Consider the following 19704-nt stretch of genomic DNA (forward strand, 5'->3'; position numbering starts at 1 on the left):
ACATGAACAGCTGGCCAAAATAATAATTCCGGGATGGAGCCGCGATGGCTCACCCGTCCACCACCACCTGCACCCGGTTCCCGGCGAACCGTGCCACGCCGAATTCCAGCGGTCGGCCGACTGGGTCGATGTTGACCGCCTCGGTCACCAGGACCGGGGTCGTCCGCGCGATCCTCAGGTGGCGCATTTCGTAGCTGTCGGGAAGCCGCGCGGTCACCCGCGTGGTCTTGCGGGTGTAGTCCGGAACCCCCAGCCGGCGCAGCGTCTCGGTGATCCGGCCGGCCTCGTGGTACGTGGCGATCAGGTCGGGGAAGCGCGCCTCCGCGAAATGGTGCGCCGCGATGCCGATCGGCTGGCCGTCGGCCAGAGACAGCAGTTCGACCAGTGCCACCGGGTCGCCGACCGCCAGGCCCAGCGCCCTGGCCGCGGCGGCGTCGGCCGGAATCACCGCCGCGCGGAGCACCTCGCCCGACGGAGTGCGCGCCTGCCTGCGGATGTTCTCGCTGAAGCGGGTCCGCTCCGTCAGCGGATAGTCGATCACGCCCTCCTGCACGAAGGTGCCGCGGCCCTGCTCGATCCGCACCAGCCCCTGGTCCTGGAGCAGGGCGCAGGCCCGCCGGACGGTGTGCCGGTTGACCCCGAAGCGGGCGGCCAGCTCCTCCTCGGTGGCGAGGCGGCTTCCGGGCGGAAAGGTGCCGCGCTCGATGTCCCCATGCAGTTCTTCGGCGATCTGGCGCCACAGGGCGATGCCGGCGCCGCGGTCGAGGTTCATGGAGGCTGCGTCCCCGGTAAGGTTGCCGATATGGATTGTTTACATCGCCGCCGCCGCTTCACATACTCGGGCATCGGCAGTCATCTAGATGAATCCCTTCATAGACGGTTCGCGAGGGCATGGAAACCAACATCACCAATGCCCGCATCGTCGGGCGCGACGGCATCGCGACCGGCAGCCTCTCGATCCGCGACGGCGTGATCGCGGCGATCGACGACTCGGCCGGCACCCTTCCCGGCGCGCTGGACTTCGAAGGCGATTTCCTGCTGCCCGGCCTGATCGAGATGCATACCGACAACCTGGAAAAGCATTTCTCGCCGCGCCCCGGCGTGATGTGGCCGTCGCCTAAGGCCGCGGTGATCGCCCATGACCTCCAGGTCGCCGGCGCCGGCATCACCACCGTGTTCGACGCGGTGTCGGTCGGCGACTATGACAGCGGCGGGGAGCGGCGGCGGATGCTGGCCGACGCGGTCTGGGCCATCGGCACCTGCGCCGGGCAGGGCCTGCTGCGCGCCGACCATCTGATCCACCTGCGCTGCGAGGTCTCCGACGCCGGCGTGGTGGAGATCTTCGAGCAGTTCGCCGACCATCCCCTGCTGCGGCTGGTGTCGCTGATGGACCACACGCCGGGGCAGCGGCAATGGGCGGAAATGTCCAAGTACCGCCTGTTCTACCGATCCAAGAACTGGACCGAGGCGGAGTTCCAGGCCCATCTGGACAGCAGGATCGACAGCCAGCACCGCTACGCCCGCCTGCACCGCGACCGGATCCTGGAACTGGCCCGCCCGCGGGCATTGCGGCTGGCGAGCCACGACGACACCACCGAGGATCATATCGCCGAGGCGGTGGCCGCCGGCATCACGATCTCGGAGTTCCCGACGACCCTCCACGCGGCCCAGGCCGCGCGGCAGGCCGGCATGCAGGTGATCATGGGCGCCCCCAACCTGGTGCGCGGCGGCTCCCATTCCGGCAACGCCTCGGCGGCGGAACTGGCGGGGCAGGGGCTGCTGGACGGGCTCTCGTCGGACTATGTGCCGGCGAGCCTGCTGCATGCCGCGTTCCTGCTCCATGGCGCCGTCGGCGTCCCGCTGCACGGGGCGATCGCCACGGTGACCGCCAACATGGCCGACATGCTGGGCCTGCCCGACCGCGGGGTGATCGAGCCGGGCCGCCGCGCCGACCTGATCCGGGTCAGGCTCGACGGCGACCTGCCGGTGGTGCTGACGGTCTGGCGCGAGGGCCGGCGCGTCGTCTGAGACCCTACTTCTTCTTGTCCTTGCCCTTGAGGTGGGTCTCGCGGACCCGGCGGTTGATGGCGTCCTTCTCCTCGTCGGAGAAGGACTTCCACGCCTTCACTTCGGTCCGGGTGCGGCCGCAGCCTTTGCAGACCTTGTCGCTGTCGTACTTGCAGACGTCGGTGCAGGGGTTCCTGGTTTTCAGCTTTGCCATGATTCCCTGATGCCGGATTGCTGCCCGTTCTTCAGGTCGCCTTTACCTGAACCACGGGGAGACCAGTTGGTCAGGCTCTGCTCGATGATCGCGCTGGGCCGGGTCGGCGGCACCCGCAGGATGCCGGCGGCATCCATGTCGGGAATGGGCTCCGCCTCGGCCGCCGCCAAGCGGCGCAGTTCGGCCGGCGGGTCGGTTTCCTCCGGCGTCAGGAACAGGCCGGCGCGGCGCGCCGCCTGGCCGGCGTCGGTCCGGCTGGTCCAGACGGTCAGCCAGACCGACAGGACGAGGCCGGTGATGACCGGCACCAGCCACCAGAAGAAGTCCGGCGCCACGTTCAGCACCAAGGCGCCCCAGGCGAGGCCCAGCGCCACGTGAAGCCCGTTCCGGCCCAACGCCTCGCGGAAGCTCAGGCCGCGCTCGCCGCGCGCCTGGGCGTTCCAGGTCACGCTGCGGCCCATCAGGGTCGCAACGACGAAATGGGTGTGGAACAGCATCATGGCCGGCGCCAGCAACATGGAGAACAGCAGTTCCAGGAAAGCGCTGCCCCACAGCTTGCCGGCCCCGCCGAAACCGCGCCGGAGCGTCGGGTCCGCCACCGTCAGGATCAGGCTGTACAGCTTGGGCAGCAGCAGGATCGCGATGGTGACGCCGAACAGCGAGATGGTCTCCGCCATCTTCGAGACCGGCCAGTCCGGGAACAGGTTGTAGCCGGGCTGGAAATAGCTGTGGCCGGTCACCGTCTGGTGCAGGATGTCGACCGTGCTGAGCGTCAGCAGCAGCAGCCACAGCGGCGACGAGACATAGCCCAGTACGCCCATGATCAGGTGGAGCCGGCTCAGGGGATGCAGGCCGCGGGTCGGCAGCAGGCGCAGGTGCTGCAGGTTGCCCTGGCACCAACGGCGGTCGCGCACGGCATAGTCGATGCTGTTCGGCGGCAGCTCCTCGAAGCTTCCGCCCAGCTCCGGCACGATCCAGACCTGCCACCCGGCGCGCCGCATCAGCGCCGCCTCGACGAAATCGTGGCTCAGGATCTCGCCGCCCAGCGGCGCCTGGCCCGACAGCACCGGCAGCCCGCAATGCTCGATGAAGGCGCCGGTCCGGATGATCGCGTTGTGGCCCCAGTAGTTGCCCTCGCCGAGCTGCCACCAGGACAGGCCGCTCGCCAGCGCCGGGCCGTACAGCCGGCTGCCGAACTGGAGGATGCGGCCGAACAGGGTCTCCTGGTTCACCGGCGCCGGCAGGGTCTGGATGATGCCGGTGCCGGGGTTGTCCTGCATCAGCTTGGACAGCGCCACCATGGTGTCGCCCGACATCACGCTGTCGGCGTCGAGCACCAGCATGTGGTCGTATGCGGCTCCCCACTGGCGCAGGAAATCTGCGATGTTGCCGGCCTTCCGGCCGGTATTGTCCTCGCGCCGGCGGTAGAAGATGCGCCCCTCGCCGCCGACCCGGCGGCACAGCGCCGCCCAGCCGGCCTCCTCGGCCTGCGCGATCTCAGGCTTGCGGGTGTCGCTGAGGACGAACAGGTCGAAATGCCGGTCCTCCCCGGTGCCTTGGAGCGAGCGCCAGCTCGCCTCCAGCCCGGCGAAGACCCGGTCGGGATCCTCGTTGTAGATCGGCATGATGATCGCCGTCCGGGCGGTCAGGTCCACCGGCCTGGTCGGGTCCAGGCCGGCGGGGTCGCGCCCGACCAGCCGTACCAGGAAGCCCACGGTCGCCGTCCAGAACGAGGTGGAGATCCAGGCGAAGCTGATCGTGAACAGGGCGAAGATCGCCATCTCGATCGCGGTGAAGCCGTTGGCCCTGAGCACGTCGGCCATCAGGTACGAGGCCGCCAACGTGGACAGGATCACCAGCGCGAAATAAAGCGTCCGGCGCCAGAGCGCCGTGCGCCGGAGGGTCTTGGCGTCTGACATGGACGTTTTTCCTTCGGAAATGCAGTGCAGCTTTGTCGGGAATCAGGCGGGCGACCAGAGATAGACCCAGGTCTCGCTGATCGCCTGCCCGCGCAGGCGCAGCACGCAGCGCATGTCGGCCGGCCTGCCGTCGGGCAGCAGGTCGAAGAAGACCCGCCAGCCGCCGGTCTCCCCGTTGCGGTGGGCGATCACCGGCCGAAGCTCGCCGGCCGTGGTCGTGACGACGGCCTCCACCGGCTGCTCGGGCCGCAGGGCTTCCAACTCGCCGCCCTGGAACTCCAGCACGAAATGGCGTCCATCCTCCGGCAGGTCGGGCCGCCCCGGCACCCGCGCCGACCCGATCCGGGTGGAGATCACGCGGGCCAGTGGCGGCTGACCGGGCGTCTCCAGCACCGAGCGCAGGCGGTAGGCGAAGTCCAGCCCCTCGCCGGCGCGGACCGGGCGCTCGGGCACCCAGTAGGCCGCGATATTGTCGTTGATCTCCTCCTCGGTCGGGATCTCGACCAGCTCGATCCGTCCCTTGCCCCACTCTCCGGCCGGCTCGACCCAGTAGCTGGGCCGCCGGTGGTAAAGCGATTCGAGGTCCTGGTAGTGGCCGAAGTCGCGGTCCCGCTGGACCACGCCGAAGCGCCGCGGGTTCTCGTCGCTGAACGAGCTGACCCGCAGGTCCCGGGGATTGGTCAGCGGCCGCCAGATCCACTCGCCGCGCCCGGTCTCGATCTGCAGTCCGTCGCCGTCATGCACCTCCGGCCGGAAATCGTCGAAGGTGCGGGTCCGGTTCTCCCCGAAGAAGAACATGCTGGTCAGCGGCGCTACGCCCAGCTTGGCGATGTCGCGGCGCGGGTAGACCGATGCCGTCACGTCCGCCTGGGTATCGGTGCCGGGGTGCAGCACGAAACGGTAGGCTCCCGTGGCGCTCCGGCTGTCGAGGAGGGCGTAGAGAGTCAGCTGGGTCGCGTCGGCGCCCGGCTCCTCGATCCAGAACTCCCGGAAGGCGGGGAAGTCCTCGCCGCTCGGCGCCGCGGTGTCCACCGCCAGCCCGCGCGCGGAATTGCCGTAGATCTGGTTGCGGCCGAGGATCCGGAAATAGCTGGCGCCGAGGAAGACCGCCAGCTCGTCGGCATAATCCGGCCGGTTCAGCGGATAATGGATCCGGAACCCGGCGAAACCCAGGTCGGCCGGCAGGTCGCCGCCGAACCGGTTGGCGCCGTAGTCGAACATGCCGGGACGGTACTCGACCAGGTTGGCCCGGCCCTCCTGCAGCAGGTTGATCCGCACCGGGCGCTGGTAGAGGAAGCCCAGATGGAAGAACTGGAGCTGGAACAGCTTGTCGCCGCGCCAGACCGCCTGGTCCGGCTTGAACCGGATATCGCGGTACTGGTCGTAGGACAGGTCGCGCAGAGGCTGCGGCACCCGCCCCTGGTCGTCCGAATAGTCCCGCTCCGCCAGATCGCGCGCGAGACCCTGCACCGTCTCGAAGGTGAACGCGGGAGCGGGCGCGGCCGGCGTCCCCGGCGCGGTTCCCTGCTGCGGGCCGGCGTCCTGGGCCAGGGCGGGCCCGAACGGCAGCAGGCCGGCGGCACCGGCGCCGGCCGTGGCGAGCAGGAATTTGCGGCGGTCGAAACCCGGCGAAGGGCGCGGGCGGAGCGGTTCGTCGTTCATGTATCCTGACTGGATCCGGTGGTGGACGATGCAGGCCATGGCGGCCCGTACATCCGGGAAGAAAAACACTCAACGCTGTTAATTAGTCCCGGGATGCATGACAAAAAAGGGCTGCCTCTGATTATGGCGGCGTTGCGGCCAAAGCATGGCGAGTAGCCGCGACAGAGTTGCCGGATCTGGTTGCAAGCGTTTGGAAGGCTATATGTTACCGTCATGCTCAGGTTCTTGCTTTTTCTTGTCGGCGTCATGGCGGGTGCTGCCGCAGCATTGATCTATGCTGGGTTGGTGACGGTACCGCCTTCGTGGACCCCTTGGGGGCCGCTCGACCTGACGGAAGAGCCCGGGGCTTTCACGAGAATCCAGCTCGCCGGATTGAAGGAGGAGCCCGGCGCATGCTTCGCAGCACTGGAGCGGGCCGGCGTCGGCGCGGTGCCCCAGCCGCGGCGGCCGGTCGAGAACGGCTGCGGGCTGGTCGATACCGCCCGCGTCGGCCAGGTCGCGGCCGCCTACAGCAGCGGGTTCGTCGCGACCTGCCCCCTGATCGCGGCGCTCTACCTGTTCGAGCGACATGTGCTGGACCCGGCGGCACGGCTTCACCTGGATAGCGGCGTGGCGCGGGTCAACCATGTCGGCACCTACAATTGCCGGAACGTCTATGGCCGGACGGTGGGGCGGCGCAGCGAGCATGCGACCGCCAATGCGATCGACATACGGGGCTTCGTGCTGGACGACGGCAGGATCGTCTCGCTGGCCCGCCACTGGGGCGATGCCCGGAGCGCGGAAGGAGCCTTCCTGCGCGAGGTGAACGACGGTGCCTGCCGCTTCTTCAATGCCGTGCTGGGGCCGGATTACAACGCGGCCCACCGCGACCATTTCCACCTGGACATGGGGCGCTGGCGCGTCTGCCGGTGACGATGCTGCAAGGCAAAAGATCGGGATATGCCGTCTGCGGCAGGAAAGCGGGGCAGGAATTCGGCAATAAAAAAGCCCCGGCGCTGCCGAGGCCTAATCTTGGACTTTCTGGAACGATCTTCTTTTGGATCGTCTGATCTAGTCTCAAGCTCCTTTTGAGAGCGTTTCTTCCCTGTTCGATGGCCGCTTTTAATCAAGCAGTCCGTTTGGTGTGAGCATTTCTTAACAGAATTTCGTCATGCTTTTAAACCGGCAATAAGTCATATGACTTTCGGCGGGGCTCCCAGGTCCGGCCGATCCGGCGATGCCGGTGTCCGGTCTGAAGGATGGCCCCTAAGCCTTGCATATTAGGAGAATTTTTGTGATTTATGAGCCTTATTGGTCGCTGATGGATGGCGGGTTTCCACCGTCAGGATTCATGTCGTGATTTTTTGGTCGAAACAGGACCGCACGGTTTAGATTTGTTGAGGTATAGCATGGCTCGTCAAGGCCGGGCGGCGGTCGCCGCCCCGTTGCTTTTCCTGCTGTTCGCCGGGCTTGCCGGTCCGGCGGCGGTCCCGGCCGTGGCGCAGCCCCTGCCGCCGGCATCCGGTTCCAACGCTCCCGGCAACGGCGCCCCTGGCATTCCCCCCGACGTGCTGACGATTCCCCAGCTCCCGGTCCCGCCGAGCAGCAGTTTCGCGATCGACGACACGGTCCTGGTCGGCAACGACGACGACTGGACCGGCCAGGTCATCCTGAACGCCCCCTATTCCGTCATCCAGGTGACCCAGTTCTACCGGACCGAGATGCCCAAGATGGGCTGGGCGGAAACCGCCATCGTCCGCGCCCGCCGCACCTCGATCTCCTTCGTGCGCGACCAGCGCGTGGCGACCATCCGGATCAGCATCCAGAAGGACGACACCAAGCGGACCGACATCGACGTGGTGGTCTCGCCGATCCAGACCAAGCTCGCGCCGGGGGGCGGCGGCGCCTCGGTCCCGGTGCCGCGCCTCAAGTAGCGGCGGGTTCCCCTCATCGATCGCTTGCGCGGAGGCGGCCAGTCGGGTCACATCGGGGCCTGACCGGCGGAACAGCCGGAGCGAACAACCGAGGGGGACTCCCATGACCAGCCGATATCCGGCCGACGACCCGATCGTCATCGCCGCCGCCGTGCGCACGCCGATGGGCGGTTTCCAGGGCGACCTCGCCACCGCGACGGCGCCCGAACTGGGCGCCACCGCGATCCGCGCCGCCGTGGAGCGCGCCGGGCTGGCATCGGACCAGGTCGACGAAGTCATCATGGGCTGCGTGCTGCCGGCCGGGCTGGGCCAGGCGCCGGCCCGCCAGGCGTCGCTCGGCGCCGGCATTCCCGAGTCGGTCGGCTGCACCACCATCAACAAGATGTGCGGGTCGGGCATGAAGGCGGCCATGATGGCCCATGACCTGATCGCCGCCGGCACCAATGCGGTGATGGTGGCGGGCGGCATGGAGAGCATGACAAACGCCCCCTACCTGCTCGACCGGGCCCGGGGCGGCTACCGCATGGGCCATGGCCGGGTGCTCGACCACATGTTCCTGGACGGGTTGGAGGACGCCTACGACAAGGGCCGCCTGATGGGCACCTTCGCGGAGGACTGCGCCCAGCACTACCAGTTCACCCGCGAAGCCCAGGACGCCTACGCGGTCGCCTCGCTGACCCGCGCCCGCACGGCGGTCGAGGACGGCACCTTCGACGCCGAGATAGCGCCCCAGGCCGTCCGGACCCGCAAGGGCGAGGCGGTGGTGAGCCGCGACGAGCAGCCGGGCAAGGCGGTGCCGGACAAGATCGGCACCCTGAAGCCGGCTTTCCGCCCGGACGGCACGGTGACCGCCGCCAATTCCAGCTCGATCTCCGACGGTGCCGCGGCCCTGGTGCTGATGCGCCGGTCGGAGGCGGAACGCCGCGGCATCGCGCCGCTGGCCGCGATCGTCGGCCACGCGACCCACGCCCAGGCGCCGGGCTGGTTCACCACGGCGCCGGTCGGCGCCATGCGCAAGCTGTTCGACCGGGTCGGTTGGCAAGCCCGCGACGTCGACCTGTTCGAGGTCAACGAGGCCTTCGCCGTGGTCGCCATGGCGGCGATGCGCGAGCTGGACCTGCCCCACGACAAGGTCAACATCCATGGCGGCGCCTGCGCGCTGGGACACCCGATCGGGGCGTCGGGCGCCCGCATCCTGGTGACGCTGCTGGCGGCACTGGAGAAGCACGGCCTGCGGCGCGGCGTCGCGTCGCTGTGCATCGGCGGCGGCGAGGCCACGGCCATGGCGGTCGAACGGCTGAATTGACGGAAGGCGGTGAAGCGATGACAGCGCGCAGGCTGATTTCCGGCGGCTCGGAGTTCGAGCGGATCGCCGGCTACTCGCGTGCGGTGGTTGACGGCGACTGGATCTTCGTCGCCGGCACCACCGGGTTCGACTATGCCGCCGGCACTATTTCCGACGATGTGGCGGAGCAGGCGCGCCAGACTTTCCGCACCATCGCGGCGGCGCTGGCCGAAGCCGGCGCCGGCCTGGAGGACGTGGTGCGGGCGCGCTACTACATCACCGACGCGTCCTATTGGGACGAACTCCATCCCGTGCTGGGCGACGTGTTCGGGGAGATCCGGCCGGCGGCCACCTGCGTGGTCTGCGGCCTGATCGATCCCCGCATGAAGATCGAAATAGAGGTGACCGCGCGCCGCGTCACCGACAAAGGGTAGGGAGTGGAGCGGGAAGCATGCTGATCACCGAGGAACAGGCCATGGTGCGCGACATGGCGCGCCAGTTCGCGGCCGAGCGTCTGGCCCCCTTCGCGGCGGAATGGGACCGCACCTCCCGCTTCCCGGCGGAAGCGCTCGCCGAGATGGGCGGGCTGGGCCTGCTCGGCATGGTCGTGCCGGAGGAGTGGGACGGCGCCGGCTCCGACTATGTCTCCTACGCGCTGGCGCTGGAGGAGATCGCCGGCGGCGACGGCGCCGTGTCCACCATCATGAGCGTCCACAACTCGGTCGGCTGCATGCCAATCCTGAAGTTCGGCACGCCCGACCAGAAGGAGCGGTTCCTGCGCCCGATGGCGCGCGGCGAGATGCTGGGCGCCTTCTGCCTGACCGAGCCGGAGGCCGGGTCCGACGCCGCGGCGATCCGCACCCGGGCGCGGCGGGACGGCAACCACTGGGTCCTGGACGGCACCAAGCAGTTCATCACCAACGGGCGGAACGGCGGAGTCGCGATCGTCTTCGCCGTGACCGATCCCGCCGCGGGCAAGCGGGGCATCAGCGCCTTCATCGTGCCGACCGACACGCCCGGCTACAATGTCGCCCGGATCGAGCACAAGCTCGGCCAGCGCTGCTCCGACACGGCGCAGATCGTGCTGGACGGCTGCCGCCTGACCCCGGACCTGATGCTGGGAGAGGAAGGCCGGGGCTACGGCATCGCGCTCGCCAACCTGGAGGGCGGGCGCATCGGCATCGCCGCCCAGTCCGTCGGCATGGCCCGCGCCGCCTACCGCCACGCCCTGGCCTATGCCAAGGAGCGGCGCAGCATGGGGGTGCCGATCATCGAGCACCAGGCCGTGTCGTTCCGCCTGGCCGACATGGCCACCCGGATCGAGGCGGCGCACCAGCTCGTGCTGCACGCGGCGGCCCTGCGCGACGCAGGCATCCCGTGCCTGAAGGAGGCCGCCATGGCGAAGCTCTACGCTTCCGAGATGGCCGAGCGGGTCTGTTCGGACGCGATCCAGATCCACGGCGGCTACGGTTACCTGGAGGATTTCCCGGTCGAGCGGATCTATCGCGACGTCCGGGTCTGCCAGATCTACGAGGGGACCAGCGACATCCAGCGGCTGATCATCGGCCGGCAGATCGCCGCCGAAGGCTGATCGCCCGACCGAGAATCGCCCGATCCAAAAAGACGCATGCTCCCGGGCTCGACCGCCATTGCGTGTCGATCTCATATTGCCCTATCTCTTTTGGAGAATGGGCCCGGGACTTTTCCCGCGGCCTGGAAGCATCGTCAATCCGGGCCGGGTATCGTGACACATATTCTTGCGGTCGATGACGACGAACAGGTCCAGGACATGCTCTCCGAGTACCTGACTCGCGAGGGCTTCCGGGTATCGCTGGCGGCGACCGGGGCCGCCATGGAACAGGCGCTGGCGGCGGAGCCGGTCGACCTGATCCTGCTCGACCTCAGGCTTCCCGACGGCGACGGGCTGGCGCTGGTCCGGCAGCTGCGGGCGGACAGCCAGCTTCCGGTCATCATCCTGTCCGGCAAGGTGGAGGCGGTCGACCGGATCGTCGGGCTGGAACTGGGGGCCGACGATTACCTGACCAAGCCGTTCGACCCGCGCGAGCTGCTGGCCCGCATCAAGGCCGTGCTGCGCCGGGTCGGGGAGGGGGCCGCGCGCGGCACGGACGGGCTGCGGGCTTCCGTCAGCTTCGCGGGCTGGCGGTTCGACCTGACATCCCAGCGGCTGACGTCGCCCGACAACCGCGACGTGGACCTGACCAAGGCCGAATTCGCCCTGCTGGCGGCCTTCGTGAAGCAGCCCCAGCGGGTGCTGTCGCGCGACCAGCTGCTGGACCTGACCCGGATCGACGGGGCGGAGGTGTTCGACCGGAGCATCGACGTCCTGATCCTGCGCCTGCGCCGCAAGATCGAGGCGAACCCCAAGGAACCCCAGATCATCCGGACCGAACGCGGCCTCGGCTACTCGTTCGACGCCAAGGTCAAGCCGGTCTAGCGCGCTTGTCCCGGCCAGCCGCGCCCGATAGGGTGTTCGGAAAACCAGGGGGAAAACACGCCGATGACCGCACCGATCGACTTCTATTTCGACTTCGCCTCGCCCTACGGCTATCTCGCGGCCACCCAGATCGACGGGATCGCGGAGCGCCATGGCCGCGCGGTGCGCTGGTGCCCCATCCTGCTGGGGGCGGTGTTCAAGGTCAGCGGCATGAAGCCGGTGATGGAGCAGCCGCTGCGCGGCGACTACCTGTCCCACGACGCGCCGCGATTCGCCCGGCTGCTGGGCGTGCCGCTGACCATGCCGGCCAAGGTGCCGCTCAACGGGCTGGCGGCGTCGCGGGCCTACTGGTGGCTCGAAGGCCGGGATCCGGCCAAGGCCCGCGACCTCGCCAAGGCGGTCTATCACGCCCACTGGGGCGAGGGGCGGGATATGACCACGGCCGAGCAGGTGGCCGAGGCCGCGGAGCCGCTGGGGATCGCCGCCGCCGACTTGGCGGCCGGGGTCCAGGACCCCGTGGTGAAGGACCGGCTGCGGGCGGAAACCGACGAGGCGATCCGCCGCGGCGTGTTCGGCGCCCCCTTCTTCATCGTGGACGGAGAGGCGTTCTGGGGCGCCGACCGGCTCCACCATGTCGAGCAATGGCTGGCGCGCGGCGGCTGGTAGTCGCCGCGCGCCAGCGGCATCGCGGGAATCAGAGCAGGTTGAGCTTGTACAGGCCCTTCATCAGGTAGTCGTGCAGGTCGGCCTTCTCCGCCATGGTGTCGATCGCCGTCTCGCTGGCGCTGCCGTCGGCCCGGGCCATCGCCTTGTCCCATTCGCCGGCCGCGAAATCGCCGCGGCCGACCCACATCACCGCCCGGAGCTCGATCTGGGCATCCTGCGGCAGGTCGGCGATCATGCCGCGCAGCCGCTGGTACTTGCCGCTGTCGTCCGCCGCCTCGACCACTTCCAGGCTGTCGAACGAGCTTGGGTTGCGCTCGCCCCTGGCGCGGGGCACCTCGTCGACGTCGGTCTGGTACGTCTTGTTCAGGATAAGGTCGCGGATCGCCCGGCACTCGTTGGAAAGCTCCGCGATCTGCTTGATCTGATCGATGCTCAAGTGGTTCAGCATGGTGTCCTCTGTCACTGGGGCGGGGCGATTCCGCATTGCCCTACCCGGTAGAAGCACCCAACAGGAGTGGGGCGAGGCGGTTCCGGACACGGTGCCGCACTGGACCCGGCAACTTGATACGTATAGGAATTGTCGCGACGGGAAACATCCCTGGTCCGGCGGCGTGCCCCGGCAGAAGGGATTTCGAGCAGGCGGACCTCCCATGCCAGATCATCCGGAAGCACCGCCCTCGAAACGTTCCTTGAGGCGCAGCCGGTTTCATGGCGGCCTCAGCGCGGTCGTGTTCACCGGCGTGCTGCTGGCCCTGATCTCCCTGTCGATCAAGACGGTGGCCGGCGACCTTGCCTTCGTGCTGCTCGCGTCGGTCGCGGTGGTGGTCTACATCTTCCATCGGCTGTTCCCCGGCGGCGAGTTCTTCACCATCGCGCTGGCCAATTTCATCGGCATCTACGCCTCGATCTTCGTCCTGTTCGTCGAGGGGAACTTCAAGGCGGTGACGCCGATGGTGCAGGCCTGGGGCTTCGTCATGCCGCTGGCCGCCTTCGTCGGCGGCGCCTGGTGGAAGCGCCATACGATCCGGGCTATCGTGCTGACCGACGTGCTCCGCGCGGGCCGCCGGTTCGACCACGTCTTCCTGTGGCTGCTGCCGGTCTTCGCGATCGGCGCGCTGACCTTCCTCACCCCCTCCCACGACATCACCCCGCTGGCGGTTACCGAGCTGTTCCTCCTGGCCATGGCGGCGATCTCGCTGATCGTCCTGTTCGTCAGCCGCGACATCGCGATCTTCCTGCTGGACACCGGGCTGCTGTTCGAAGGATTCTTCCAGGCCGCCGCGAAGCTGGTGGTTCCGGCCTTCGCCTTCCTGACTTTCTATTCGCTGCTGGTGATCGTCTTCGCGTCGCTCTACACCATCCTCGACCGCTTCACCGATCCGCCCAACTTCCTGATCGACGGCAGGCCCCGGGACATCACCTTTCCGGAGAGCCTCTACTTTTCCCTGGTCACGCTCAGCACCGTGGGTTACGGCGATATCCAGCCGCATACCGGCCTCTCCCGCCTGATCACCGCGGCCGAGATCCTGCTGGGCATCCTGCTGCTGCTGTTCGGCTTCAGCGCGATCATCAGCCACCGGAACGACCGGCACGGTGATTGACGCCAGGGAAGTGCGCATGCGGCCGATACCCAGGGCGGCGGATATCTGTTTCACTGCCGGAACCATCAATCGCGGGTCGGGGCGCCAGCTCCCCGTCGCATTCGCCATGACGGAGGCCTGAAATGGCAAATCCAACGACCGGCTCCTTCACCGGGCTGAAGAGCCAGATCAAGATCGTCGAGGTCGGCCCGCGCGATGGCCTTCAGAACGAGAAGCGGATCGTTCCGGCGGCGGTGAAGATCGAGCTGATCGACCGCCTGACCGAGGCCGGCCTGCCGGTCGTGGAATCCGGTGCCTTCGTCTCTCCCAAATGGGTTCCGCAGATGGCCGACACCGCCGAGGTGCTGGCCGGCATCCATCGCCGCGCCGGCGTCTCCTATCCGGTGCTGGTGCCCAACGCCAAGGGCCTGGAGGCGGCGATCGCCGCCAGCGTGGACGAGATCGCGATCTTCGGCGCCGCGTCCGAGTCGTTCAGCCGCCAGAACATCAACTGCTCGATAGAGGAAAGCTTCGAGCGCTTCCGGCCGGTCGTGGAGACCGCGCTGGGCCACGGCATCCGCGTCCGGGGATATGTCAGCTGCGTGCTCGGCTGCCCCTACGAGGGGCCGGTCGAGCCCGGCACCGTGGCCGACGTCGCCGAGCGCATGATGAAGCTCGGCTGCTACGAGGTCTCGCTGGGCGACACGGTCGGCGTCGGAACGCCGGGGCAGGCCCGCGACCTGATCGACACCGTCGTGCAGGCGGTGCCGATCGACCGGCTGGCGGTCCATTTCCACGACACCTACGGCCAGGCGCTCGCCAACATCCTGGCGACCCTGGAGGCCGGGATCGGCGTGATCGACAGCTCGGTCGCGGGGCTGGGCGGCTGCCCCTACGCCAAGGGGGCGGCCGGCAACGTGGCGACGGAGGACGTGCTCTACATGCTGAACGGTCTCGGTATCGAAACGGACGTCGATCTGGACCGGGTCGCCGCTGCCGGCGTGTGGATCTCCGAACAGCTCGACCGGCCCAACGCCTCCAAGGTCGGCCGCGCCATGGCGGGGGCCGCATCCTGAGCGTCCTCGCCTCCGGCCGGGTCCGCCGGCCGCTGCCCGTCGCGCCCGTCCTGGCGGCCGCCGCCGCGATCCTCGCCGCGGTGCCGGTCCTGATGCCGGCCCTGCTCGGCCTGGAACCGCCTGCCGGGCGGGCGGCCGGGCTGGTGGTGCTCACCGTCGGGCTGTGGGCCACCGGCGTCGTGCCGGAATTCGTGACCGCCCTGATATTCTTCACGCTGGCGATGCTGGCGCGGATCGCGCCGCCGGACGTGATCTTCGCCGGTTTCCAGTCGACCGCCTGGTGGCTGGTGTTCGGCGGCCTCGTGGTCGGTGTCGCGGTCACCCGGACCGGCCTGGGCGAACGGCTGGCCAGGACGCTGGTCGATGCGCTGGCCTCGTCCTATCCGCGCCTGATCGCGGGAGTGGTCGCGATCTCCGGCGGCATCGCCTTCCTGATGCCCTCCACCATGGGCCGGGTCGTCCTGCTGCTGCCGATCGTCCTGGCCCTGGCCGACCGCGTCGGGTTCGGCCCGGGGCGGCGCGGCCGGACCGCCATGGTGCTGGCCGCGGCGTTCGGCACCTACATGATCCCGGCGGCGATCCTGCCGGCGAACGTTCCCAACATGGTGATGGCCGGCACGGTCGAGACGGTCTTCGGGGTGACCCTGACCTATGGCGGCTATCTGTGGCTCCACATGCCGGTGACCGGGCTGCTGAAGGGCGTCGTGCTGGTGGCCCTGCTGTGCCGGCTGTTCCCCGACCGGCCGGACCCCGTGGCCGGGCGGGAGGAGAGCCGGCCGCTGTCGTCGGCGGAGCGCCGCCTGGCGGTCATCCTGGTGGTGACACTGGGGTTCTGGACGACCGATTTCCTCCACGGGATCTCCCCCGCCTGGGTCGGGCTGGCGGCGGCGCTGGTCTGCCTGATGCCGGTCAGCGGCCTGGTGCCGGCGGCGGAGTTCAGCCGCTCGGTCAATTTCGCCTCGCTGATCTATGTGGCCGGCGTGCTGGGAATGGCGTCCCTGGTCACCCACAGCGGCCTGGGCGCGGTGCTCAGCGCCGGGCTGCTCGGGATCATTCCGCTGGAACCCGGGGCGGATGCGCTCAACTTCGCGTCCCTGGTAGGGGCCGCGGCGGCGCTGGGCGTCGTTTCGACCATGCCCGGCCTTCCCGCGATCCTGTCGCCCCTGGCGGGCGAACTGGCGGGTGCGACGGGCTGGCCCCTGGTCACTGTCATCATGACGCAGGTGGTGGGCTTCTCCGTCGTCTTCTTTCCCTACCAGGTGCCGCCGCTGGTGGTGGCCCTCCAACTCGGCAACGTCCGGATCGCCGAGGCGCTCCGCCTGTCGATCCCGCTGGCGCTGGTCACCCTGGCCGTGCTCACGCCGTTGAATTTCCTGTGGTGGCGCCTTACCGGCTGGATTCCCTGACCTTACGCCTAGCGCCTTTACTGCTTTCGTGCGAGCGGGCTGACAACTTTTTTTAACGGAATTGCGCTAATCTGACGGCAATTCGATCCGAACGAGGCCCCGCTGTCCCGGCGTGGGTTGATGGAACCCATGTCAAGATCCACCGAAGACGTCAAGAATTGGATGAACATGTTCCGCTGGATCGTGAAGCTGATCCGGGACGAGTTCGGCATCGACGAGAAGATCCTGGTTCGGACCGCCACCCTCGAGACCGACATGGGGCTCACCATCGAGCAGGTCGAACAGGTGCTGGAGTTCATCGCCGAGAGCTTCCAGATCAGCTTTCCCGACGGCACGCTCGACGAGATCGTGAAGCTTGAGGAACTCTGCATGCTGGCGAGCTGGATCAAAGGCTACTACAAGCGGCCGGAGTTCATCTCCGACGCGTTCGAGGCGCGGTGCCGCGGCATCAACCAGATCGCCGCCTGAAGCCCGGAAAATCGGCTCCAAGGGGTTGGGTCCTCACCCTTCGCTACAGGAACAGCGCTGATCGCGACGGGCTGCTTAATCCTGGCGAGTTCGGCGCATATCCCGATTCATGGCGACCGATTCCCGACATTCCGCTTAGGATCGCCCGTCTGACGCAACTGCGAGACGGCAATGCGGACTGGTCCCCTGGCGCCGACGATCATGACCCGAGAGAGCGTCATGGCGCGGTCGCCGTTCGCCCCCCTGGCACTGGCGCTCGGGGTGCAGATCGTCATGATCGCGCTGATCACCCGACTGGTCGGGGTCCATGCCTGGGATGACGGGGCGATCACGCTCGCCTTCTCGCGCACTTTCGCGGAAAGCGGCCTGATCGCGCTCACGCCCGTGTCGGAACAGGTCGAGGGATACTCCTCGACCGCATGGTTCCTGATCAACGCCGTCATAGCGCTTTTCCGGCCCGGCTTCGAAGGGGCGATTCATGCCTCGCAGGTGGCGGCCGGCATATGCCTCGGCATCGCCACCGTCTTCGTCTGGCTGATCGCCCGGGACCTCGGCCTGCGTTCCCGGACCACTCTGGCGATCCTCCTCGTCTTCTCCCTGTTCGGGCCGGCGGTGTCGGAAGTGTCGAACGGCATGGAGATGACGCTGCTGACGGCTGCGGGGCTTGCCCTGTACCATGCGCTGTACGTCCGGGAGAACCGTCTGCTCCTGGCCGTGGCCATCGTCGTCTTCCTGACGGTCCGCTTCGAGGCGATGATCTACTACGCGGCGCTGCTGACGCCGCTCCTCTTCCGCGGGCGGTACCGGAGCTTCGTCCTGCTGGCCGCCGCCGGCATGGCGGTCGTCGCCCTGCACGAGACCGCGAGATACATGGTCTTCGGGGACATCTTCCCGAATCCCGTCCATGCCAAGATGCACGTGCCCTACAGCCTGTCGGGCCTTCAGGGCGTCAAGCTCCGCCTGATCGCCGCGGTCGAGATCACCGCGACGCTCCTGCCGCTTGTCCTGGCGGTATCGGCACTCCTCCTCGTCCCGTGGAACAGGCTGTCCGACCGGCTTTCCGCCCTCGGGGCCGTCCGGAACGACGTGCTGGCCCTCGCGGCTCCTGTCGCCGCCGTCGTGTTGTTCGCCGTCCTGATCGGGAAGAACTGGGGCTATGTGGGCCGGATGCAGTTCCTCGCCCTGCCTTTCGTCCTGCTCATCTTCGGGCTCGTCTACGACAGGCTGGCGGAGTCGGCCCGGGCGGCGTCCGCGCGCCCGCTCCTGGTCGCGGTGTGCGCCGTCACGGTCCTGTTCAGCTGGGTCGTCAGCGCCAGGCAGCCGATCGCCCAGATGGCACGGACACTGTCCAGCGGCGGCGGCGAGGTCGCGGAAGTCTACGGCACGACACCCGAGACCTATCGCAGGACGGGGCTCGCGGTAGATCGTCTGAGGCAGCTGGTCGGCAAGGACACGATCACCTTCGCCACCCCCGACGTCGGCGGTCTCGCTCTGTGCTGCGATCGGATCCGCGTCGTCGACCTCGGCCTCCTGGCGAGCCGCAAGCTGGCCAAGCATGGTTACGGGGCCCTGCCGGCCATCCTGGCCGAGGAGAGGCCGGATGCGATCGAGGTTCATCAGCACTGGGGAGTGAACTCGAAGATCTACACGATCCCGGAGTTCCGCGACAATTATCAGCCGGTGATCATAGACCGCACGCGCCTTTACCTTCGAAACGAGCATGCGGCGAAACTGATCGAGCTACGCCGGGCGGAATGGTGTTCCGCGGAGGAGGCGAATTGCGCGGCGTCGGCTCTCCGGACCCACCGCTACGCCACCTCCGTGACGAAACTCGACGATTTGGCCTTCCTCGAAAGAAAAAGGGTTCTGATGGTCGGCGACATGCGCTGACCGGATCGGCGCAAGCTCGGTCGTGAAATGGCCCGGGCCGGCCTTCAGGCGTCGAAGCGGGCCAGGGGATTCATGCAGGGATTCACCAGGGGATCGGCGTAGGCGACGTAGCTCACGACCGGCCCGGATTCGGGTCCGCGCAGGAAGAAGTCGGTCGACAGCAGGAACATGTTCATGACGCTGTTCTCGAACGCCGCGAGCTTGTCTCGCACGCCGCCCGGAAGGCGATCCCTCAGCTGGTGGCTCAAGCTTACGCCGGGCATCGATCCCGCCAGGCGCAGCAACCAGACCTCCTCCGGGGCTACCTTGTGGGTGAGGTAATCCGACGCGAAACGACTGAGATCCTCCTCGGTCACCTGGATTTCCGGGAAGCGGTCCCGGAGCACGGCGCGGATCAGGGCTTCCGCAGGGTCGATGTTCTTCGCCAAGACGCCGCCGACCAAGCCGGTGACGGCGACGACGGCTCCGCCTCCGACGAGCAGGGTCCTTCGGGATAGCCGCATCATGAGGAGCGCCCTCCGGGGCGATGCTGGTGTTCGGCGGCGCGCAGCGCCAGCGCGCTGATGGTGAGGGACGGGTTGGCGGGGGCGCCGGTCGGGAACGCCCCGCTTCCCATGACCATCAGGTTGCGGACCTGATGATGCACCAGACCGCCGTCGATGACGCTGTCGGACGGGTCGTCGCCCATGACCGTGGTGCCAAGGACATGCGCCTCCGTGACATTGACGGACCGCTTGATTTCCACGCGCTCGACCGGCAGCTTTGCCAGAATCCTGGGCAGCGCCTCGTCCAGGGCGGCGACGCCCCGCGTCGCGTAATCGCTCCGCGCTTCGAAATGAAGGACGGGTTTGTCCGGGTGCTCGTGCGAGAGGGCGACGCGGTTGCGTTCCTGCGGCAGGTCCTCGACGATGCATTTCAGGAGCTGGATCTGCCGCCAGCGGCCGGGCTCGTTGCGGAATTCGGGACGGTTCCAGCTCTCTATCAGGCAGGCCCCGTGCCGCGACCGGTGAGGCCCGTCATAGAGCATGTAGCCGTGCCCGGTGATCGACGTGCTGCCCTGGAAATTATCCACGCCGTCGAGATACACCAGCGCATCGACGGACGTCTGCTCGTGCAGGCGACGGCCGAGGAGCGGGTGGTCCAGGCCCGACTTCATCAGGATG

Annotated in this window: 20 protein-coding genes (1 of these 20 cut by a window edge); 13 read left to right on the forward strand and 7 right to left on the reverse strand. The window is 68.1% G+C overall.

From position 1 onward, the window contains the following. Positions 1–49 precede the first annotated feature (49 nt). Positions 50–772: a phosphonate metabolism transcriptional regulator PhnF gene (gene phnF / locus JL100_RS01155; RefSeq protein WP_202685010.1), complete on the reverse strand. Its 723-nt coding sequence runs from the start codon at positions 770–772 to the stop codon at positions 50–52. Positions 773–891: 119 nt separating this feature from the next. Between phnF and JL100_RS01160 the strand changes: the two genes are divergently transcribed. Next, the gene (locus JL100_RS01160; protein WP_202685009.1) at positions 892–2028 is read left to right on the forward strand and encodes an alpha-D-ribose 1-methylphosphonate 5-triphosphate diphosphatase; all 1137 of its coding nucleotides are present in this window, start codon (positions 892–894) and stop codon (positions 2026–2028) included. A gap of 4 nt (positions 2029–2032) precedes the next feature. On the opposite strand, the gene JL100_RS01165 is transcribed toward JL100_RS01160, so the two are convergent. From JL100_RS01165 to JL100_RS01175, 3 genes are read right to left on the reverse strand one after another with little or no spacing between them, the layout of a single operon-like run. After that, positions 2033–2221 carry a DUF1289 domain-containing protein gene (locus tag JL100_RS01165; RefSeq protein ID WP_202685008.1) on the reverse strand — a complete coding sequence of 63 codons (189 nt, stop codon included), beginning with the start codon at positions 2219–2221 and terminating at the stop codon, positions 2033–2035. Further along, positions 2209–4140 carry a glucans biosynthesis glucosyltransferase MdoH gene (mdoH, locus tag JL100_RS01170; protein ID WP_202685007.1) on the reverse strand — a complete coding sequence of 644 codons (1932 nt, stop codon included), beginning with the start codon at positions 4138–4140 and terminating at the stop codon, positions 2209–2211. Before mdoH ends, JL100_RS01165 begins: the two co-directional genes overlap by 13 nt. 42 nt (positions 4141–4182) lie before the next feature. After that, the gene (locus JL100_RS01175; RefSeq protein ID WP_202685006.1) at positions 4183–5841 is read right to left on the reverse strand and encodes a glucan biosynthesis protein; all 1659 of its coding nucleotides are present in this window, start codon (positions 5839–5841) and stop codon (positions 4183–4185) included. 174 nt (positions 5842–6015) lie between these two features. Here JL100_RS01175 and JL100_RS01180 point away from each other — a divergent pair, with 174 nt between their 5' ends. From JL100_RS01180 to JL100_RS01210, 7 genes are all read left to right on the forward strand, one after another. Beyond that, complete coding sequence (locus JL100_RS01180; protein ID WP_202685005.1) at positions 6016–6714, forward strand: extensin-like domain-containing protein; 699 nt, start codon at positions 6016–6018, stop codon at positions 6712–6714. A 476-nt stretch (positions 6715–7190) separates the two neighbouring features. Continuing rightward, positions 7191–7715: a hypothetical protein gene (locus JL100_RS01185; RefSeq protein WP_202685004.1), complete on the forward strand. Its 525-nt coding sequence runs from the start codon at positions 7191–7193 to the stop codon at positions 7713–7715. A gap of 103 nt (positions 7716–7818) precedes the next feature. Then, positions 7819–9021, forward strand: a complete 1203-nt coding sequence (locus JL100_RS01190; protein ID WP_202685003.1) for an acetyl-CoA C-acetyltransferase — start codon at positions 7819–7821, stop codon at positions 9019–9021. 17 nt (positions 9022–9038) lie between these two features. Next, positions 9039–9434, forward strand: coding sequence for a RidA family protein (locus JL100_RS01195; protein ID WP_202685002.1), 396 nt, complete (start codon positions 9039–9041; stop codon positions 9432–9434). Positions 9435–9451: 17 nt separating this feature from the next. Beyond that, entirely contained in the window at positions 9452–10591 is a 1140-nt protein-coding gene (locus tag JL100_RS01200; protein ID WP_202685001.1) for an acyl-CoA dehydrogenase family protein, read from the forward strand. Positions 10592–10744: 153 nt separating this feature from the next. Beyond that, on the forward strand, positions 10745–11455 hold the full coding sequence (locus JL100_RS01205) for a response regulator (RefSeq protein WP_228421011.1): 711 nt from the start codon (positions 10745–10747) through the stop codon (positions 11453–11455). A 63-nt stretch (positions 11456–11518) separates the two neighbouring features. Further along, positions 11519–12121 carry a 2-hydroxychromene-2-carboxylate isomerase gene (locus tag JL100_RS01210; RefSeq protein WP_202684999.1) on the forward strand — a complete coding sequence of 201 codons (603 nt, stop codon included), beginning with the start codon at positions 11519–11521 and terminating at the stop codon, positions 12119–12121. A gap of 28 nt (positions 12122–12149) precedes the next feature. Here the strand turns inward: JL100_RS01210 and JL100_RS01215 are convergent, their stop codons facing one another. Beyond that, on the reverse strand, positions 12150–12569 hold the full coding sequence (locus JL100_RS01215; protein WP_202684998.1) for a DUF3775 domain-containing protein: 420 nt from the start codon (positions 12567–12569) through the stop codon (positions 12150–12152). Positions 12570–12810: 241 nt separating this feature from the next. Between JL100_RS01215 and JL100_RS01220 the strand changes: the two genes are divergently transcribed. The 5 genes from JL100_RS01220 (at position 12811) to JL100_RS01240 (ending at position 18541) form a co-directional block, all read left to right on the forward strand. Next, positions 12811–13722 (forward strand): ion channel, encoded by a 912-nt coding sequence (locus JL100_RS01220; protein ID WP_228421012.1) that lies wholly within the window; start codon positions 12811–12813, stop codon positions 13720–13722. 122 nt (positions 13723–13844) lie between these two features. Then, positions 13845–14777, forward strand: a complete 933-nt coding sequence (locus tag JL100_RS01225) for a hydroxymethylglutaryl-CoA lyase (RefSeq protein WP_202684996.1) — start codon at positions 13845–13847, stop codon at positions 14775–14777. Next, a complete protein-coding gene (locus JL100_RS01230) occupies positions 14705–16183 on the forward strand; it encodes an SLC13 family permease (protein WP_228421013.1) in 1479 nt (492 codons plus the stop codon). The genes JL100_RS01225 and JL100_RS01230 overlap by 73 nt, the downstream gene beginning before the upstream one ends. Positions 16184–16312: 129 nt before the next feature. After that, the gene (locus JL100_RS01235; RefSeq protein ID WP_158043435.1) at positions 16313–16651 is read left to right on the forward strand and encodes an acyl carrier protein; all 339 of its coding nucleotides are present in this window, start codon (positions 16313–16315) and stop codon (positions 16649–16651) included. Between the two features lie 171 nt (positions 16652–16822). Continuing rightward, the gene (locus JL100_RS01240) at positions 16823–18541 is read left to right on the forward strand and encodes a hypothetical protein (RefSeq protein ID WP_202684995.1); all 1719 of its coding nucleotides are present in this window, start codon (positions 16823–16825) and stop codon (positions 18539–18541) included. 44 nt (positions 18542–18585) lie between these two features. Here the strand turns inward: JL100_RS01240 and JL100_RS01245 are convergent, their stop codons facing one another. After that, complete coding sequence (locus JL100_RS01245) at positions 18586–19047, reverse strand: hypothetical protein (RefSeq protein WP_202684994.1); 462 nt, start codon at positions 19045–19047, stop codon at positions 18586–18588. Continuing rightward, positions 19044–19704: the 3' end of a GMC oxidoreductase gene (locus JL100_RS01250; protein ID WP_202684993.1), read on the reverse strand. It continues 683 nt past the right edge of the window; 661 of the gene's 1344 nt are visible here — the last part of the coding sequence; its start codon lies off the right edge, out of view — the gene reads right to left on this strand; its stop codon occupies positions 19044–19046. The genes JL100_RS01245 and JL100_RS01250 overlap by 4 nt, the downstream gene beginning before the upstream one ends.

Source organism: Skermanella mucosa, from assembly GCF_016765655.2.
Taxonomy (GTDB): domain Bacteria; phylum Pseudomonadota; class Alphaproteobacteria; order Azospirillales; family Azospirillaceae; genus Skermanella; species Skermanella mucosa.

Coding starts and splice junctions, on each gene's coding strand:
- phnF (WP_202685010.1), bottom strand. CDS start 772: ATGAACCTCGACCGCGGCGCCGGCATCGCCCTGTGGCGCCAGATCGCC.
- JL100_RS01245 (WP_202684994.1), bottom strand. CDS start 19,047: ATGATGCGGCTATCCCGAAGGACCCTGCTCGTCGGAGGCGGAGCCGTC.
- JL100_RS01160 (WP_202685009.1), top strand. CDS start 892: ATGGAAACCAACATCACCAATGCCCGCATCGTCGGGCGCGACGGCATC.
- JL100_RS01215 (WP_202684998.1), bottom strand. CDS start 12,569: ATGCTGAACCACTTGAGCATCGATCAGATCAAGCAGATCGCGGAGCTT.
- JL100_RS01240 (WP_202684995.1), top strand. CDS start 16,823: ATGCGGACTGGTCCCCTGGCGCCGACGATCATGACCCGAGAGAGCGTC.
- JL100_RS01180 (WP_202685005.1), top strand. CDS start 6,016: ATGCTCAGGTTCTTGCTTTTTCTTGTCGGCGTCATGGCGGGTGCTGCC.
- JL100_RS01225 (WP_202684996.1), top strand. CDS start 13,845: ATGGCAAATCCAACGACCGGCTCCTTCACCGGGCTGAAGAGCCAGATC.
- mdoH (WP_202685007.1), bottom strand. CDS start 4,140: ATGTCAGACGCCAAGACCCTCCGGCGCACGGCGCTCTGGCGCCGGACG.
- JL100_RS01165 (WP_202685008.1), bottom strand. CDS start 2,221: ATGGCAAAGCTGAAAACCAGGAACCCCTGCACCGACGTCTGCAAGTAC.
- JL100_RS01195 (WP_202685002.1), top strand. CDS start 9,039: ATGACAGCGCGCAGGCTGATTTCCGGCGGCTCGGAGTTCGAGCGGATC.
- JL100_RS01235 (WP_158043435.1), top strand. CDS start 16,313: ATGTCAAGATCCACCGAAGACGTCAAGAATTGGATGAACATGTTCCGC.
- JL100_RS01200 (WP_202685001.1), top strand. CDS start 9,452: ATGCTGATCACCGAGGAACAGGCCATGGTGCGCGACATGGCGCGCCAG.
- JL100_RS01190 (WP_202685003.1), top strand. CDS start 7,819: ATGACCAGCCGATATCCGGCCGACGACCCGATCGTCATCGCCGCCGCC.
- JL100_RS01210 (WP_202684999.1), top strand. CDS start 11,519: ATGACCGCACCGATCGACTTCTATTTCGACTTCGCCTCGCCCTACGGC.
- JL100_RS01185 (WP_202685004.1), top strand. CDS start 7,191: ATGGCTCGTCAAGGCCGGGCGGCGGTCGCCGCCCCGTTGCTTTTCCTG.
- JL100_RS01175 (WP_202685006.1), bottom strand. CDS start 5,841: ATGGCCTGCATCGTCCACCACCGGATCCAGTCAGGATACATGAACGAC.